This window comes from Nitrospiria bacterium (assembly GCA_035517655.1).
Taxonomy (GTDB): domain Bacteria; phylum Nitrospirota; class Nitrospiria; order JACQBZ01; family JACQBZ01; genus JACQBZ01.
This window is the reverse complement of record DATIYJ010000011.1, coordinates 73,458-89,205: the sequence shown is the minus strand read 5'-3', so window position 1 is coordinate 89,205 and position 15,748 is coordinate 73,458. Positions and strand designations below refer to the sequence as shown.

General features: G+C 55.9%; 17 protein-coding genes and 1 tRNA gene. 1 reads left to right on the top strand and 17 read right to left on the bottom strand.

Annotated elements, in window-relative coordinates:
- Positions 1–10 precede the first annotated feature (10 nt).
- The 4 genes from VLY20_02075 to VLY20_02060 all read right to left on the bottom strand — a co-directional run bounded on the left by VLY20_02075 (position 11) and on the right by VLY20_02060 (position 2,542).
- A complete protein-coding gene (locus tag VLY20_02075; protein ID HUK55427.1) occupies positions 11–535 on the bottom strand; it encodes a Slp family lipoprotein in 525 nt (174 codons plus the stop codon).
- A gap of 57 nt (positions 536–592) precedes the next feature.
- Positions 593–856, bottom strand: a complete 264-nt coding sequence (locus VLY20_02070) for a hypothetical protein (GenBank protein HUK55426.1) — start codon at positions 854–856, stop codon at positions 593–595.
- A 118-nt stretch (positions 857–974) separates the two neighbouring features.
- Entirely contained in the window at positions 975–1,631 is a 657-nt protein-coding gene (locus tag VLY20_02065; protein HUK55425.1) for a septal ring lytic transglycosylase RlpA family protein, read from the bottom strand.
- A 494-nt stretch (positions 1,632–2,125) separates the two neighbouring features.
- Complete coding sequence (locus VLY20_02060) at positions 2,126–2,542, bottom strand: PilZ domain-containing protein (protein HUK55424.1); 417 nt, start codon at positions 2,540–2,542, stop codon at positions 2,126–2,128.
- A gap of 144 nt (positions 2,543–2,686) precedes the next feature.
- On the opposite strand from VLY20_02060, the gene VLY20_02055 reads away from it, so the two are divergent.
- Positions 2,687–3,175: a DUF4388 domain-containing protein gene (locus VLY20_02055; GenBank protein HUK55423.1), complete on the top strand. Its 489-nt coding sequence runs from the start codon at positions 2,687–2,689 to the stop codon at positions 3,173–3,175.
- 15 nt (positions 3,176–3,190) lie between these two features.
- Here VLY20_02055 and rpsR read toward each other — a convergent pair whose 3' ends face one another.
- From rpsR to VLY20_01990, 13 genes are all read right to left on the bottom strand, one after another.
- Positions 3,191–3,421, bottom strand: coding sequence for a 30S ribosomal protein S18 (rpsR, locus tag VLY20_02050; GenBank protein HUK55422.1), 231 nt, complete (start codon positions 3,419–3,421; stop codon positions 3,191–3,193).
- Positions 3,422–3,546: 125 nt separating this feature from the next.
- Complete coding sequence (locus VLY20_02045; protein HUK55421.1) at positions 3,547–3,966, bottom strand: single-stranded DNA-binding protein; 420 nt, start codon at positions 3,964–3,966, stop codon at positions 3,547–3,549.
- Between the two features lie 5 nt (positions 3,967–3,971).
- On the bottom strand, positions 3,972–4,373 hold the full coding sequence (rpsF, locus tag VLY20_02040; protein HUK55420.1) for a 30S ribosomal protein S6: 402 nt from the start codon (positions 4,371–4,373) through the stop codon (positions 3,972–3,974).
- Between the two features lie 117 nt (positions 4,374–4,490).
- Positions 4,491–5,585: a redox-regulated ATPase YchF gene (ychF, locus tag VLY20_02035; protein HUK55419.1), complete on the bottom strand. Its 1,095-nt coding sequence runs from the start codon at positions 5,583–5,585 to the stop codon at positions 4,491–4,493.
- Positions 5,586–5,591: 6 nt separating this feature from the next.
- The gene (locus VLY20_02030) at positions 5,592–7,619 is read right to left on the bottom strand and encodes a sodium-translocating pyrophosphatase (GenBank protein HUK55418.1); all 2,028 of its coding nucleotides are present in this window, start codon (positions 7,617–7,619) and stop codon (positions 5,592–5,594) included.
- Positions 7,620–7,692: 73 nt separating this feature from the next.
- Positions 7,693–8,265, bottom strand: a complete 573-nt coding sequence (gene pth, locus VLY20_02025) for an aminoacyl-tRNA hydrolase (protein HUK55417.1) — start codon at positions 8,263–8,265, stop codon at positions 7,693–7,695.
- 7 nt (positions 8,266–8,272) lie between these two features.
- Entirely contained in the window at positions 8,273–9,052 is a 780-nt protein-coding gene (locus VLY20_02020) for a 50S ribosomal protein L25 (GenBank protein ID HUK55416.1), read from the bottom strand.
- 14 nt (positions 9,053–9,066) lie between these two features.
- The gene (locus tag VLY20_02015; protein ID HUK55415.1) at positions 9,067–10,008 is read right to left on the bottom strand and encodes a ribose-phosphate pyrophosphokinase; all 942 of its coding nucleotides are present in this window, start codon (positions 10,006–10,008) and stop codon (positions 9,067–9,069) included.
- Positions 10,009–10,086: 78 nt separating this feature from the next.
- Positions 10,087–10,160, bottom strand: a tRNA-Gln gene (locus VLY20_02010).
- A 102-nt stretch (positions 10,161–10,262) separates the two neighbouring features.
- Positions 10,263–11,222 carry a 4-(cytidine 5'-diphospho)-2-C-methyl-D-erythritol kinase gene (gene ispE / locus VLY20_02005; GenBank protein ID HUK55414.1) on the bottom strand — a complete coding sequence of 320 codons (960 nt, stop codon included), beginning with the start codon at positions 11,220–11,222 and terminating at the stop codon, positions 10,263–10,265.
- Between the two features lie 48 nt (positions 11,223–11,270).
- A complete protein-coding gene (locus tag VLY20_02000; GenBank protein HUK55413.1) occupies positions 11,271–12,710 on the bottom strand; it encodes a sigma-54 dependent transcriptional regulator in 1,440 nt (479 codons plus the stop codon).
- A 2-nt stretch (positions 12,711–12,712) separates the two neighbouring features.
- Complete coding sequence (locus VLY20_01995) at positions 12,713–14,419, bottom strand: ATP-binding protein (protein ID HUK55412.1); 1,707 nt, start codon at positions 14,417–14,419, stop codon at positions 12,713–12,715.
- A gap of 106 nt (positions 14,420–14,525) precedes the next feature.
- Positions 14,526–15,728, bottom strand: a complete 1,203-nt coding sequence (locus VLY20_01990) for a type II secretion system F family protein (protein HUK55411.1) — start codon at positions 15,726–15,728, stop codon at positions 14,526–14,528.
- Positions 15,729–15,748: the final 20 nt, after the last annotated feature.

Sequence of the window (15,748 nt, the reverse complement as noted above, 5' to 3'; positions counted from 1 at the left end):
TGAACATGAATCATCTCGAGAAGACGGCCCCGAAACCCAGGTTGAAATGAAAGGCCGGCTCCTGGGCGGGCCCCCAGAGCACCAACTGCTTGTCCGCCACGACCGGGTAGCGGTATTCCGCCTCGTCCAGCAATCGAGTTTCCAGGCCCCGGACCTCCCCGACGAGCGTGACCTCGCGGCCTCGTCCATAAACGGCCGGATCCAAGAAGCCATCGTGACGGATTAAAAAACGCCCTTCCGATGCCTCTCTTCGTATCGGGCGATCGTCGCCGGCCAACGGCTCCTGCACCAGTTCGATCCAAGTCACGTCCTTCGCGTTGCGGGTTCGGATGATGATCCCCCCCCAAAGAACCGTCTTGCCCTTGTAGGCGTCCGGGTCGTGAAACACGGCCTTGAACGTCGCGGTCGGATCCGCCTGATCCCGGACTCCTTTCGAGATGACCGGCGCGCCGCAACCGTTGATGATGAAAAAAAGCGCCGCGGCCCAGACGACCCGGGCAAGGCTCAGCGCCCCGACAGGGCCATTGATATTCATAGATGTTCCCCTATCCCATCACGCCGTCGATCATACCGATGATGAATTTGAATTTCGCTAACCGGCTTTGACTTCTTTTTCAGCGGCCGGTTTCTCCGCCGCCGGGGTCTTTCCCTTTTCCAATGTCTCACCCTTGCCCTTTATCCCGCGCTGCAGAAAGGCGGCCAGGACTCGTCGCCGGCGTTGAAGACGCTTCAACCGTTTTCGAACGGGCCGGAGTTCAAGCGGGCGTGCTTCCGACTCCGATTCTTTTTTTCTTTTTTCTGATAACGTTTTCTTAACGCGCTTTATCTTCTCTTCCAGTTTAGCCACATCGGCCATCGCATTTCTCCTTTGAACAGGTTCGATTGAGTTCCTGAAGCCCGCTGCCGTAAACTTGGCGACGTAACGAGGGCCGCGCACCAGGATTTTCATCCGAGTCGTGGCCGTATTTGCAATCTTAAGGATCTTTCCGCGTCACGAAGGGGTCCAGCCGTTCTTCCCTGGACAATCGCTCGGCCAGTTCAAATGCAACCTCTTTTCGACCAAGCAAACCCACCCTCACACGGTAAATCATGCTCTGATTCGACCGCATCGTCATCAAATAAACATCGGGGTACTTCTTCCTCAACCGTTCCGCCAATTGTTTTGCATTCTCCTCCACCTCGAACGCACCCGCCTGTACGGTAAACAGACCGCCCGCCGTCATCGAGGAATCTTTCGGGAGGAAGACCACCTCGATCAGGACGGGAGCCGTACCGGTCCCGGTCATGCCCAAAGCCCTGGCCGCTCCGTAGGAAAGATCCAGAATGCGTCCCCGCACGAAGGGGCCTCGGTCGTTTACCCTCACCATGACCGATTGTCCAGTCTCTCGGCGGGTGACCTTGACCGTCGTCCCGAGCGGCATCAGACGGTGGGCGGCCGTCATGGCGTACATGTTATACGTCTCACCGTTGGCGGTCGGTCTCCCTTGAAATTCCTCTCCGTACCAGGAGGCGATACCGCTCTCTCGGTACCCGACCGGATAATCAAGCCGAGACCGGGGAATCGAGGCGCAAGAAACAACGGCCATCGCCAGAATGAATCCCGAAAGCGGCATGAATACGGGATGTTTCATCCGCGCGCTCAACGTTGGGGCGACACCCGAATTTTGACGACCCGGACCTTGCAGGAAGGACAATAGTCGGTTGGGGTTAATTCTCCCCCGCAAGTGGGACAGAACTCTTTGCGCCGACCGGCCTTGCGCCGTTCCGTTTTGCGGCGTTCATTCGTCCGTCGGTCACGAAGCGGATCCCTACGATCCCTTCGTTTTCGCTTTTCCGCCTCCGGTTTGGCCGTCTTCGTCTTTCCGCCCATCCAGAAAAGCCTCTCTTTTATCCGGGTCGAAGGCCGCGGCGGCTTACACTTTAGTTTCAGGGACGAGCTTCGGAAGCCCGTAAACCCCGGTGACGGGCCGTGGCCTAAACCTGAAGGTCCATGAATCGGTCTGCATGCCGAACAGTTGGCGGATGGAGAAGTAAAATGGGATAACCCGAGGTGATCGTCGCAGAAATCGGAACCGTGCTACGCGGCGGGATCGGTACCGATGGACCCCATAGATCCACGACCTTCTCAGGCCTGTTTCTTTTTGGAGGTCTCCTGTTTCTTGATCCATTGACCAATCGCTTTCATTTTTTGGTCATTGAGATCCACGAAACGGACGCCGATGCCTTCCGAGCCGGCTCCCTCCGCCGCATAAGACCGCGTCCAGGTGACCTCTCCGGTGCAGTTGATCTTGGTTTTCCTGTCCGGAAGGACAAACTCGATCGGAAACTGTTCCCCGGCTTGAAGGGGACGTTCGGTGGACATGAACAGACCGCCGATGCTGATGTTCTGCGTATGACCGATGAATACCTTGTTGTATTTTCTCCATCTTATTTCCAATACGAACAAGGGCAAACGAAGTGACCGCCGCTTTTCGATAAAGGCCTGAAGGCCGTCCTTATTGGGTGAAACCGGATTAAACTGTGTCTGGGACTTGATTTTCAATTCCGACTCCGCCGAGGACCCTACTCAATGCCCGAGAACTATAACAAGTTGCGGTTCATCCGTCAAGAAAATTTATATCCGGCCGGGGTTCTCATTCTTGACAAGGCGTTTGGTTTGGATATAATTAAAACAACGCGGCCAACGATGACCAACCATGAACCCTTTTCCGGTAACCTTCAAAACATCCCTTTATCGGACCTCCTCCAGAATCTCCAATCATCCAAGGTTACCGGAACACTGACTCTGCAACACGACGGGCAGGAAAAATCGATCTACGTTAAGGACGGGAACATCGTCTCTGCGTCATCAAACTTATCGGGGGACCGGCTGGGATATATCCTGATCAACGCCGGAAAACTCAGACGCGAGCAAATGGATGCGGCGCTTAAACTCCAGGGTGCCACCCATAAAAAATTCGGCGCGATCATTGTGGAGCTGGGATTTCTAACTCCCAAGGAATTATTCGACGGACTCAAGCTTCAAGTCAAGGAAATTATCTACAGCCTCTTTCGGTGGGAAGAAGGTCATTTTCAGTTTACGCCCGGCCATCTGCCGGATCAAGCCATCCCGCTTGTGCTCAATCCGATTGAACTCATCTCGGAGATCATCGAACGGCTTCAGAAAGAACCTTGAGACGGGTCACGAATTCTATCGTTCTTCGGCAAACGCCAAAAGAGCAATGCTCCGGGCCCTCTTAATGGCTTGGCCGACATCTCTCTGATGGGACGCGCAATTGCCGGAAATCCGTCGCGGAACGATCTTGCCCCGCTCCGTCACAAAGTTTCGCAACAGCGAGGTGTCTTTGTAATCGATAAACTTGATTTTGTCGGTGCAAAAGCGGCAATTCTTCTTCCGCTGGGTAAACCGGCCTTTCTCCACTGAATCCTCCTTGTCGTTGCCTGAAGTGGTCTCGCTTTTTTATTTATTTATGGCCATGCATGCCGTCGCTTTGTGCTTCGCACGCAGACCTTCGATCGGGTCATGGATTAAACGCGCCGGGGAAATTAGAACGGCACATCGTTTTCCGCTCCCCCCAAGGCCGGCTCGACATCTTCCGAAACGGAGTCCGCCTTTCCGCTTGGAGGGGCCGACTCCCCGCGCTTAGGCATGAAACGGACGGCCTGAGCCACCACTTCATGCTTGCTTCGTTTCTGGCCGTCCTCGGTCTCCCATCGGCGCTCCTGAAGCCGCCCATCCACGATGACGCTCTGTCCCTTATTCAAATACTGGCCGCAATTCTCAGCCTGTTTTCCAAAAACGACCACATCGATGTAACAGACCTCTTCCTTGAGGTCGTCGCCCTGCTTGTATTTGTGGTTGACCGCAAGACGGAAGTTGGCCACCGGCGTGCCGCTGGGCGTGTAACGGATCTCGGGATCTTTGGTGAGGTTGCCGATCAGGATGACCTTGTTGTAACTGACCATCTATTCTAATCCGCCTTTTTACCCGATTCCGACCACCGGCGATCGTCCCGGTCATGTCCGGATCGGCTCCGGAAGGGGCGTCCTTCATCCGGTGACGGCATGACCAGCGTGCCCGAATCGCCTTTTGAAGGCTTCACCGTGAGAAACTTGATGATGGAATCCTCCATTCGATAGTTGTGCTCCAGGTCGTTGATCACTTTTCCGTCTCCCTTAAAACGAAAAATGACGTACGTCCCCTTTTTTTCCTTTTCCACTTCATAGGCCAGCTTCCGCTTTCCCCAGTTTTCGGACTGCAGGATGGTGCCGCCGTTTTTCTCGACGGCCCCTTTCATTTTTTCAACCACCTTCGTCACTTCTTCCTCCGTCAAGGTCGGCCGAAGGATGAAAATGGACTCATACATCTGCATAAAATTCGCTCCCTCCTGGATGTCAAGCCCTCAAGCCACGTTGAGAGCGAGGTGTCCTGATACGGACAATGTGTAACCCTTGTAACACATCCTTCCCGTTAAAATCAACAGGCCTTTTCAGACCTGAAACCTGAAGTGCAGGATATCTCCATCCCGAATGACATAATCCCGGCCCTCTACTCGAAGCAAGCCCCGTTCACGAACCGAGGTCGCATTTCCGCAAACCATCAGGTCGGAATACGCCATCACCTCCGCGCGGATGAAGCCCTTTTCCATGTCGCTATGGATTTTTCCGGCCGCTTGCGGGGCCTTGGTGCCTTGTGAAACCGTCCAGGCCCTTGACTCCGGCTCGCCGGCCGTGAAAAAGGTGATAAGCCCCAGCATTTGATACCCGGCCTGTATGAGGCGATCCAGTCCGGACTCGGCCAATCCCAATTCCTTCAAGAATGCAGGCCGATCCTCTTTGGGCAGCGCGATCACCTCGGCCTCGACCTGACCGCTGATCACGATCACACGAGCCGCTTCCCGCTCCGCGATTTTACGAACCTGCCGAACATAATCGGTTTCCCGACCCAGATCGGCTTCCGACACGTTGGCCACATACAAGACCGGTTTATCCGTCAGAAGATGCACCTCGTGCAGCAGCCGCATCTGCTCCGGCGTGTAAGGTCTCCCGCGGATCGGTTCACCTTTGGCCAACAACGCGTGAAGCTGCTGCGTGAAGGCATGCTCCTCCGCGGCCTTCGCCTCTCCCGATCGGACCTTTTTCTCGACAGTCTGAAGGCGCCGCTCCACCGTTTCCAGATCGGCCAAAATCAACTCGGTCTCGATAATCTCGATATCCCGCGCGGGGTCGACCGAACCCGAAACATGCGCCACATCCGGATTTTCAAAACAGCGAACGATATGGACGATCGCGTCCACGTTTCGGATGTGACTTAGGAATTTATTGCCCAGCCCTTCGCCTTGGCTCGCTCCTTTGACCAGTCCGGCGATGTCGACGAATTCCACCGTTGTCGGAACAATCTTTTTGGACTTGAAGATCTCGGCCAAGCGATCGAGTCGATCGTCCGGAACTTCCACGACTCCGACGTTCGGCTCGATCGTGCAGAACGGATAATTGGCCACGGCCGCGCCCGCGGCCGTCAAGGCGTTAAAGAGGGTCGATTTCCCCACATTGGGAAGCCCAACGATGCCGCAGTTAAATCCCATACTCGATTACACGAGCAACGGGATCATCAACAAGGCCACAATGTTGATGATCTTGATCATCGGATTGATGGCCGGGCCGGCGGTGTCTTTGTATGGATCACCGACGGTGTCGCCCGTCACGGCCGCCTTATGGGCCTCGCTTCCCTTGCCTCCGTAATTTCCCTCCTCGATATACTTTTTGGCGTTGTCCCACGCGCCCCCGCCGCTGGTCATCGAGATCGCCACGAACAGGCCGGTGACAATGCTTCCGACCAGGACTCCCCCCAAGGCCTTTGGTCCCAGGATCAACCCGACCGCAATCGGCGAGAGAACCGGAATCAATCCGGGAATGATCATTTCGCGGATCGCTGCACGGGTCACAATGTCCACGGCCTGGCCATAGTCCGGTCGGCCGGTCCCCTGCATGATGCCGGGAATCTCGCGGAACTGGCGACGGACCTCTTCCACGATCATTCCGGCGGCCTTCCCCACGGCCTCCATGCTCAACGCCGAAAAGAGATACGGCAGCATACCGCCGATGAAAAGGCCGACCAAGATATAGGGATCGCTCAGAGTGAAGACGACTTTGATATCGAGCAGGTTGTTCAGATCCTGCGTATACGATGCGAAAAGAACGATCGCGGCCAGACCGGCCGATCCGATCGCGTAGCCCTTGGTCACGGCCTTGGTCGTGTTGCCGACCGCATCCAGAGGGTCGGTAACGGCTCGGACGCTTTTATCCAAACCGGCCATCTCGGCGATTCCGCCCGCGTTGTCGGTGATCGGACCGTAGGCGTCCAGCGCCACAACCATTCCGGCCATGGACAGCATTGAAACGGCCGCCACGGCCACGCCGTAAAGGCCAGAGAGGTGAAACGCGGCCAGGACTCCCGCTCCGATCACCAGCACCGGCAGCGCCGTCGCTTTCATGCTCACGGCCAGACCGGCGATAATGTTTGTTCCGTGGCCGGTGGTGGAAGCCTTCGCAATGCTCCTCACCGGCCCGAAAGAAGTCGACGTGTAATATTCCGTAATCATCACCAGTGCAGCCGTTACCGCCAAACCGACAAGCACGGACCCGTAGATACGTGTCGGATCGACCGTCCCCAGTCCTTGAAAGATCCAGGCGGTCACAAAGTAAAGCGCGATCGCCGCGAGGAGTCCGGAGACGGCCAGACCCTTGTACAACGCGCCCATGATATAGCCTTTGATGCCGATGCGTGCGAAAAAGGTACCGATGATCGAGGAGATGATCGAGACCCCGCCCACGACCAGCGGGTAGACCAGGACCTGTGAGGCGTCTCTGAAGACCAGAAGGCCCAGAAGCATGGTTGAGATGATCGTGACGGCATACGTCTCGAACAGATCGGCCGCCATGCCGGCGCAGTCTCCGACGTTGTCGCCGACGTTGTCCGCAATGACGGCCGGGTTACGCGGATCGTCCTCCGGAATTCCAGCCTCCACTTTGCCGACCAGATCCGCACCGACGTCGGCCGCCTTCGTGAAGATCCCGCCGCCCAGCCGAGCGAAGATGCTGATCAGGCTCCCTCCAAACCCCAGACCCACCAAGGGGGTGATATCGACTTTCTGGCCGCTCGGTGTAAGTCCCACCAAAATGCCGTAGTACCCGGCGACCGATAGAAGGCCCAGGCCGACCACGAGAAGACCGGTAACGGATCCACCCCGGAAGGCCACGTTAAACGCCGCGGAGAGTCCTCGTTTTGCCGCTTCGGCTGTCCGCACGTTGGCCTTCACGGAAATGTTCATTCCGATATAACCGGCCGCCGCGGACGAGACCGCACCGATCAGAAATCCGATCGCCGTTTTGGCTCCCAGAGTGGCCCACAGAATGACAAACAAGATCAGACCGACACCCGCAATCGTCGTATATTGGCGGTTTAAAAAGGCCTTCGCTCCCTCCTGAATGGCCTTCGCAATCTCCTGCATCCGCTCCGAGCCGGCCGGAAGGGCCAGAACCCATCGAGCCGCCACAGCCCCGTAAACCACCGCCGCCGCCCCGCAAACCAGGGCAAAAAAGATCGAACCGCTTGTCAAATCCATGCTTGACGCCTCCTTATCCGCTCATCGGTCTGTGAGATTGAAATCCGTGCATGTCGAACTTTTTCTGTTAATGAAAGCGGTTCATGGTTGCTTCCGGCCCTTCCTTAAGAAAGCAGTCCAAGGCCATGACGGATCGCGCGATCATTCCCTGTACGATGGATCTTTCTTCCGGAAGAAAAAGCGAGAGAACATATTCATCCGCCGCCAAGTGCGCGGGCGGGCGGCCGATGCCTACTCGGAAGCGATAAAACTGGTGGGTCTGGAGTGACGCGATAATGGATTGAACCCCGCGATGACCGCCATGCCCTCCTTTGGACTTAAGCCGGAGACGCCCGAGACCCAGATCCAAATCATCGTGAACCACGAGAAGATCCGACGGACCGGCTCCGGTTTCCCGGAGCAGTTCCAAGGTCGCGGAGCCGCTTCGATTCATATAGGTCTGCGGCTTCGCAAGGATCACGCGTTCATCGTTTCGGTCTCGGCCGCGGATCGTACCGAAGGCGGTCACCATCCGCGAAGATGTTTTCCGAAAAGAAACAGCCAGGGACTTCGCGAAGGCATCGAGAACCATAAAACCGACATTGTGACGGCTGCGCGCGTAGTCCGCCCCGGGGTTTCCAAGTCCCACAAGGATCTTCAATATGAAATTAACCTTTCGCTCCAGTCTCCTTCTTCTCTTCCTTGCCGCTTGGTTTCGGGGCCTTGCCCTCGCCCTTGGCCTCGGCTTTCTCACCCGCTTTTCCGCCGGCCGCAGGCTCCGCCGCCGCTTCCACTTCCCCTTCCTCCTTCTTCTTCCCGATGACCTCGGGCTCCTTCGTCTCGGCCGGCGTTCCCGCCAGAATTTCCTCCAGCTTCGCCTCCGACATCGGAGCCGCGACCGATACAATCGCGAGATCCTTATCTTCCAGAATCCGGATCCCCTGTTCAACCTGAAGGTCTCTGACGTGAATCGACTCCCCGATCTTCAGATAGGCCGCGTCAACGTCAAGATGGTCCGGAATCATGGACGGAAGACACTCGATCATCATCTCCCGCAGGTTGTGCTGGAGGACGCCGCCCAATTTGACACCCTCCGGCACGTCGCCCTTGACCATGATGGGGACTCTCACCCGGATCGCTTTATTCATGTTGATCTCGAACAGGTCCGCGTGCAAGATGCCCCCCGTGATGGGATCTTTTTGAAAATCGCGAAGGATCGCCGTCCGGGTCTCGACGGATTTTCCGCCTTTAATCTTCAGATTGATCAGAGCGTTCTCGCCCGACTCCGATTTTAAAATTTTAATCAGATCCGCGGGGACAACGGCCAACAGGCTCGATTTCCCTTCGCCGTACAAAACCGCGGGAATCTTCCCGGACCGCCGAAGGGCGCGGGCCACTCCTTTTCCGCTCTGCTGACGCTGCTCCGCTTCCAAATCCATACGCTGCATTTTTCACTCCTTCTTCAAACAAACAGTGAACTCACCGACTCTTCATTATGAATCCGACGAATCGCCTCGCCCAAAAGCGGGGCCACGGACAGAACTTCGATCTTCTTGCAGATTTGCTCCTTACCGGCCAAGGGAACGGTGTTTGTGACGATCACCTGGCCCAGCACCGAGTCGTTGAGACGCTGCAAAGCCGGGCCGGATAAAACGGCGTGCGTACAACCGGCCAAGACGCGACGGGCCCCTTTATCGGCGCACGCCTGGGCCCCCTGGGTAATCGTTCCGGCGGTGTCGATCATGTCATCCAGGAGAAGGACATCCCGGTTGTCGACGTCGCCAACGATGTTCATGATCTTGGCCTGATTCGGTCCTTCGCGGCGCTTATCGATGATCGCCAGACTCGCGTTGAGTCGCTTGGCAAACGCACGGGCCCGCTCCACACCGCCGGCGTCCGGCGACACCACCACCAAGTCCTTCAAATCCATCGAACGAAGGTGGTTCAGAAGCACCGGCGTCGCATACAAGTGATCGACCGGGATATTAAAGAACCCCTGAATCTGTCCGGCGTGCAGATCCACCGTCAAGACCTTATGGGCGCCGGCCGTCGTGATCAAATCCGCCACCAACTTGGCCGTAACCGGCACCCGCGGTTGATCCTTCCGATCCTGTCGCGCGTAACCGAAGTACGGAATGACGGCCGTAATCCGACGGGCCGAGGAACGTTTCAGCGCGTCGATCATGATGAGGAGTTCCATGATGTGCTTGTTGACCGGATCCGAACAGGATTGAACCACAAACACATCCATTCCGCGAACGTTCTCTTCAATCCGGACGAGAATTTCCCCGTCGCTGAACGCCGAGACGGTCGCCGCGCCCAAGGCAACCCCGAGGTGGTCGCAGATCTCCTTGGCCAGCGGAATATTCGAATTTCCAGAAATCAGTTTTAATTCGTTCAGCACAAAGAACCCACCGTAAAATTAGGCACAGCGGGAGCCCCTTCCCGCATCATTCCGATGCTAATGGCCGATGCTTATGGTTGGTTCGGAGGTAGGGACTCGAACCCCAATTCGCAGCTCCAAAGGCTGCTGTCCTACCGTTGGACGACCTCCGAATATTCCCCTTGTATACTATTTCGGTCTAACGCGCGTCTTAACCAGCCAGGGAACTCATGGAACCCTTGGAAGGCACGGAACGATCAAACCGGTCCTTGACCCTACCAGGGAGGCCGGACCAGCAGCCTCGCCACCCGGATCGTCCAGCCCCCGTCCGGATGCGGCCACCCCCTCAACGTATCCTGTCGAAGGATCGCGGCCGCTTCGTGCGCGCACGAGCGTTCCTCAAACAATCCAAAAACGGTCGGTCCGCTGCCGGACATCAATGCCCCCTTCGCTCCCAATGAACACAGGCGCTCCTTCATGGTTTCAATGACCGGATATCGTCTGATCGTGATCACTTCCAAGTCATTGTGGAGGGGGAATGATCGATTCGTCAGCGGGAAGGTCTTGCTCGCACGGGGAAAGATTTTATGCCGATTCCGGTTCAAAGTCAATCCTATTTTTTTCATGGATCTTCTCTGCGGAATGCCTCCCGCGGTCCGGACCCGATCCAGCTCCGAATAGACCCAGGCCGTCGAGACCTCAAAACCGGGATTGGCCAATACGGCCCAGAGGTTTTCTCCCAGCGAGGCGGGACGAATTTGGTCTCCCAGCCCGGAGACCCACGCGGTAGGCCCACCGAAAAAAAACGGAACATCGCTTCCAAGACCCCGGCCCAAGTCTGCGAGTTCCGAATGAGGACGGCCCAGCCGATAGAGAGAATCAAGCCCGTAGAGCGTCGCCGCGGCATCGCTGCTGCCCCCCCCCAGTCCCGCGCCGAGGGGGATGGCCTTGTCCAAATCGATTCTCAAACCGGTCAGGATGCCGTAATGCTTCATAAAAATACGGGCCGCCCGGGTGATGAGGTTATCTTCGCCCAAGGGCAGGGTCCGTGTCCGTGTCACAATCCGAATCCCATACCGCTTCGGCCGCAACGTCAAGGTCAAGCGGTCCAGTAGATCCACCATCTGCATCAAGGAGAGGATCTTATGATATCCGGTCGCTTGACGCTTCAGAACATATAACAGGAGGTTGATCTTGGCCGGTGCGCGGACGGTTACGGTTTCGCGTGAACGCATGCGAGAGGATTCGTCCAATGAAATTCGGTGGAAGGTGATTGAAACCGCTTAAGGAGCGGAGGTGTCCGATTCCATTTCATCATTTTCCGGAGCGTCCGGAGGAGAACCGGGTTCACGATTTTTCCGGATACCGTGCTTTTCCAAACGGTACCGGAAGGACCGCATATTCAACTGGAGAAGCTTGGCGGCGTTCCGCTTGACCCAGTTGGTTCTCTCCAAGGCTTTCACGAGAAGTGTTTTTTCCAAATCTCCGATCACTTTATCGAGATCCAGTCCTTCGGGAGGCAGGGTCGTCAACGACGATTCCTTGAAACCCGCCGGCCGTTGCAAACATTCCATTACATCCTTGAGTTCGATGGCCTCTCCCGTGGTTAGAGCCACAACGCGCTCGATGACATTTTCAAGCTCCCGCACATTTCCCCGCCAGGGATGAGCCTGTAAGGCTTTCATGGCGTCGGGCGTAATGGCCCGGATCTTTTTATTCAACCCATGATTCATAACGGTTAGAAAATGGCGGGTCAGGAGTGGAATATCCTCCATCCGATCGCGCAGGGGCGGCAGATGAATGGGGATGACATCCAACCGATAATAGAGATCTTCCCGAAACGTCCCCTCCGCAACTGCCTTTTCGAGGTCTTTGTTGGTGGCCGCAATGATTCGGACATCGACATGAATATTCTGCGTCCCGCCGATCCGTCGGAACTCCTTCTCCTCCAAAACCCGCAGCAGCTTGGCCTGAATCCCCGATGGGGTATCTCCAATTTCATCCAGGAAAATCGTTCCCTCATGGGCGATCTCAAACAGACCCGGTTTGTTCGCATGCGCTCCTGTAAAGGAACCCTTCATATGGCCGAACAGTTCGCTCTCAAGAAGCGGCTCGGGAAGCGCGCTGCAATTCACGGTGACAAAGGGTTTGTCCTTCCGCAGACTGTCCGAATGAATCGCCTGGGCCACCAGTTCCTTCCCGGTTCCGCTCTCGCCGAGGATCAAGACATTGCTCTGGGTATCCGCGACTTTCTTCACCACCTGGATGACGCTCTGCATGGCTCCGCTTTGGCCAATCATATCCTCCAGCGTAGCGGTGCCTTTTACTTTTCTCTTCAAAAGCTGATTTTCTGCCCGGAGCCGTTTCTTTTCCAAAGCATTCTGGATAATCAGTTTCACTTCTTCGATTTGAAACGGTTTGGTGAGGTAATCGTACGCCCCCTCCTTCATGGCCTCGATCGCCGTCTCGGTGGACGCAAAGGCTGTAATCATCACCACGATGGTGTCCGGCGACGTCTCTTTCACCGTTTTGAGGACTTGCAGGCCGCTCATCTTGGGCATCTTCACATCCGTCAAAACCAGATCAAAGATTTCTTTCTGGACCAACCGGCTCGCCGTCTCGCCGTCTTCGGCGGTCGTCACCGCATAGCCCTCCTTCTTGAGCACGATGCTCAGGAAGTCCCGCATGCTTTTCTCGTCATCGACGACTAAGATCTTCTCCACGGTCAATGGCTCCTTGATTTATCAAGTCGGGTTGCGGACGTCGTTTCCCCAACCGGCAACAAGACGATAAACCGCGTTCCTTTGCCCAGCTGGCTCTCCACGTGCACGCGGCCCTGATGGGTCTCGATCACGCGGTGCACGATCGAAAGACCCAGACCTGAACCGCGATCCTTGGTTGTAAAAAAGGGGTAGAAAATCTTGTCCATATGTTCTTTGTCAATCCCATGACCGCTGTCTGAAAACGCCACTTCGACCCAGGCGGTTTCGAGAGATTTTTTATCGGAGTGCATCGCGACGGGACGGGTCGTCACCAGCAGCCGTCCACCCTTAGGCATGGCCTGACACGCATTGATCGACAGGTTCCAGAAAACTTGACGGATCTGATCCGCGTCCACAACGGCCTCCAATGGTCCCAGGGACAAATTCGACTGGATATCAATATTGTCGTGATATTCCTTGCCGTTTTGTAGAAGGCTCAACGTATCCATCACGAGCTGGTTAATGTCCCACTGTTTTTTGTTCAACGGCGAAGGCCGGGCGTATAATAGAAAGGCGGTGATGATGCCGTTCAGCCGTTCCGTCTCTTGCAACGCGATCTCCATCAGCCGATGCGATTCCTCATCATCCAGCCGAGGGTCACGGCTCAGCACCTGCATGGACCCGCTCAACGAGGCCAGGGGATTTCGGATTTCATGAGCCATACCGGCAGCCATCTCGCCGATCGTCGCGAGTCTTTTCCTGTGTTCGATCTCAAGTTCCATCTTTCGGATACGGGTCAGGTCCTGGAAGATCCAGACTCCGCCGATCTGCCGCCCTTCTTCGTTTTTTAGAGGGGATACGGTCATGCCCAACACCAGGCGCCCCCCGTCTTTTCGGCGGCACTCCCGGTCGAAACGGAAGGGTTCCATCAGCGGTTTTTCGGTGCTGATCAATTCTTTTAACTCGGGCGCCCCGAAAATCTCCCACCAGGGTTTTTCCCTTACCTCTCCAAACCGATATCCCATCATTTCTTCGGCCGCCCGGTTGAAGGAGGTAATCACACCGGAAAGCCTGGTAGTCATCAAGCCGGTGCTCATGCTCTGCACCACATGTTCGTGAAAAGCCTGTAACTCCGCCAAGCCGGCCGCTTTCTCTTTCAGGCGTTCGCGCGTCGTGCTCAATTTTTCGGCCAGTTCCCCCCCCAAATACGCCACGGTCAGAAACCCAACGACATTTAAAAAAAGGAAATAAAGTGTTTGCCGATTGGAATAGGTGCCGGCTCCCGTTTCGGGCAGAAGTCGAAAATATTGGAGGTCGACCAGCAAACCGAACAGTACGCTGGCCATGGACGCGGTCAGGACCCCGCCTTTCCGGCCCAGGATCACGCTCGCGGCCATCAAGGTGATCATATAAAATGGTGAAAACGGGCTTTCGATGCCTCCCGTTAAATAAACCAAGAGAGTTTCAAAGTTCAGATCAAAGAAGATCTGGGCGTAGGCAAACAGTGTGAGGTGTTTCAGCCGATTGAGAAGAAGGCTGTAAACGATCGTGAGACAATACGTTGAAGCAATCAGATAAGAAAACGAGGTGGTCGTTTTCCCGACATGTCCGTAACCGACCTGGAGAACGATCGAGGCACCCAGCAAAACCGTAACGATCACGACACGCAGGACCATCAGCCACTTCAGCTTGGCCCGCATTTCTTCCTGCTGGATCCATTGGAGCTCCATCGCCCACATCACAATCCGGCTGAGGTAAACAGAACGAGAGGAGGGGCCGCCCTATAAAAGTTCCGGCCGCAAGATTGGAACCTCGATATAGGAGACATCTGTGATCCTAGATGGTGCCGGCCATCTTGAAGATCGGCAGGTACATGGCCACCACAATGAACCCGATAATGGCGCCCAGGAAAACCATCAGAAGCGGCTCCAAGAGAGACGTCAACGCCGCAACCGCCGCGTCCACTTCTTCCTCGTAAAAATCGGCGATCTTGCCCAGCATCGCATCCAAGGCCCCGGTTGTTTCACCCACCGCAATCATCTGAACCACCATCGGGGGAAACACCTTCGTCCGTCCGAGCGGATCGGAAACCGTCTTGCCTTCGCTGATGCTCTGTCGGGCGACCATGATGGCTTCTTCAATGACCTTGTTGCCGGACGTTTTGGCTGTAATGTTCAGTCCTTCCAGGATTGGAACGCCGCTGCTGATCAAGGTCCCGAGGGTCCGAGTAAATTTGGCAACGGCCGCTTTGCGGATGAGATCACCGATCACCGGCATCTTCAGCGCCAGCTGATCCATGAGCTTTCGACCCATCTGCGTCTTGTAAGTCCGCTTCAATCCGAACCACGCCGCCACAGCCCCCACGGCCATATACGGTGCATAATGCTTCGAAAAGTTACTGGCGTTGATGACGATCTGAGTCGGCGCGGGAAGGGTCCCACCGAAGTCGGAGAACATTTTGGCAAAGACCGGGATAACCCAGATCATTAGAATGGCCACGATGACCACGGCCACACCCATAATCGTGCTCGGATAGACCATGGCCGACTTGATCTGTTTTTTCAACTTTGCGGCTTTCTCGATATGTTTGGCCAAACGGTTGAGGATGGTGTCTAGAATGCCGCCGGCTTCTCCGGCCGCCACCATGTTCACATACAGTTCGTCAAAAGCCTTAGGATGTTTCCTCAAAGCATCGGCATAGGTGGAGCCCGATTCCACTTCCTGTCGGACATCGCCCACCGTCTTGGCCAGGAATTTGTTTTCGGTTTGCGTCGAAAGAATTTCCAGGCATTGAACCAGGGGCAGCCCGGCGTCAATCATCGTGGCGAACTGCCTGGTAAAAACAACAATGTCCTTGTCTGAGACGGAGCCGCCGAAACTAAGATTGAGATTAAATGCCCCCGCCTTTTGCTGAATCGAAGTCACCAGGATATTCTGCTTCCGAAGAAGCCCGATCACTTCCTCCCGGCTTTTGGCCACAAGCTCGCCCTTTTGCGGAGATCCTTGTCTCGTTTTTCCTGTCCAAGCAAAGGTAGCCATAAATCCGTCGCGCTCCCGGG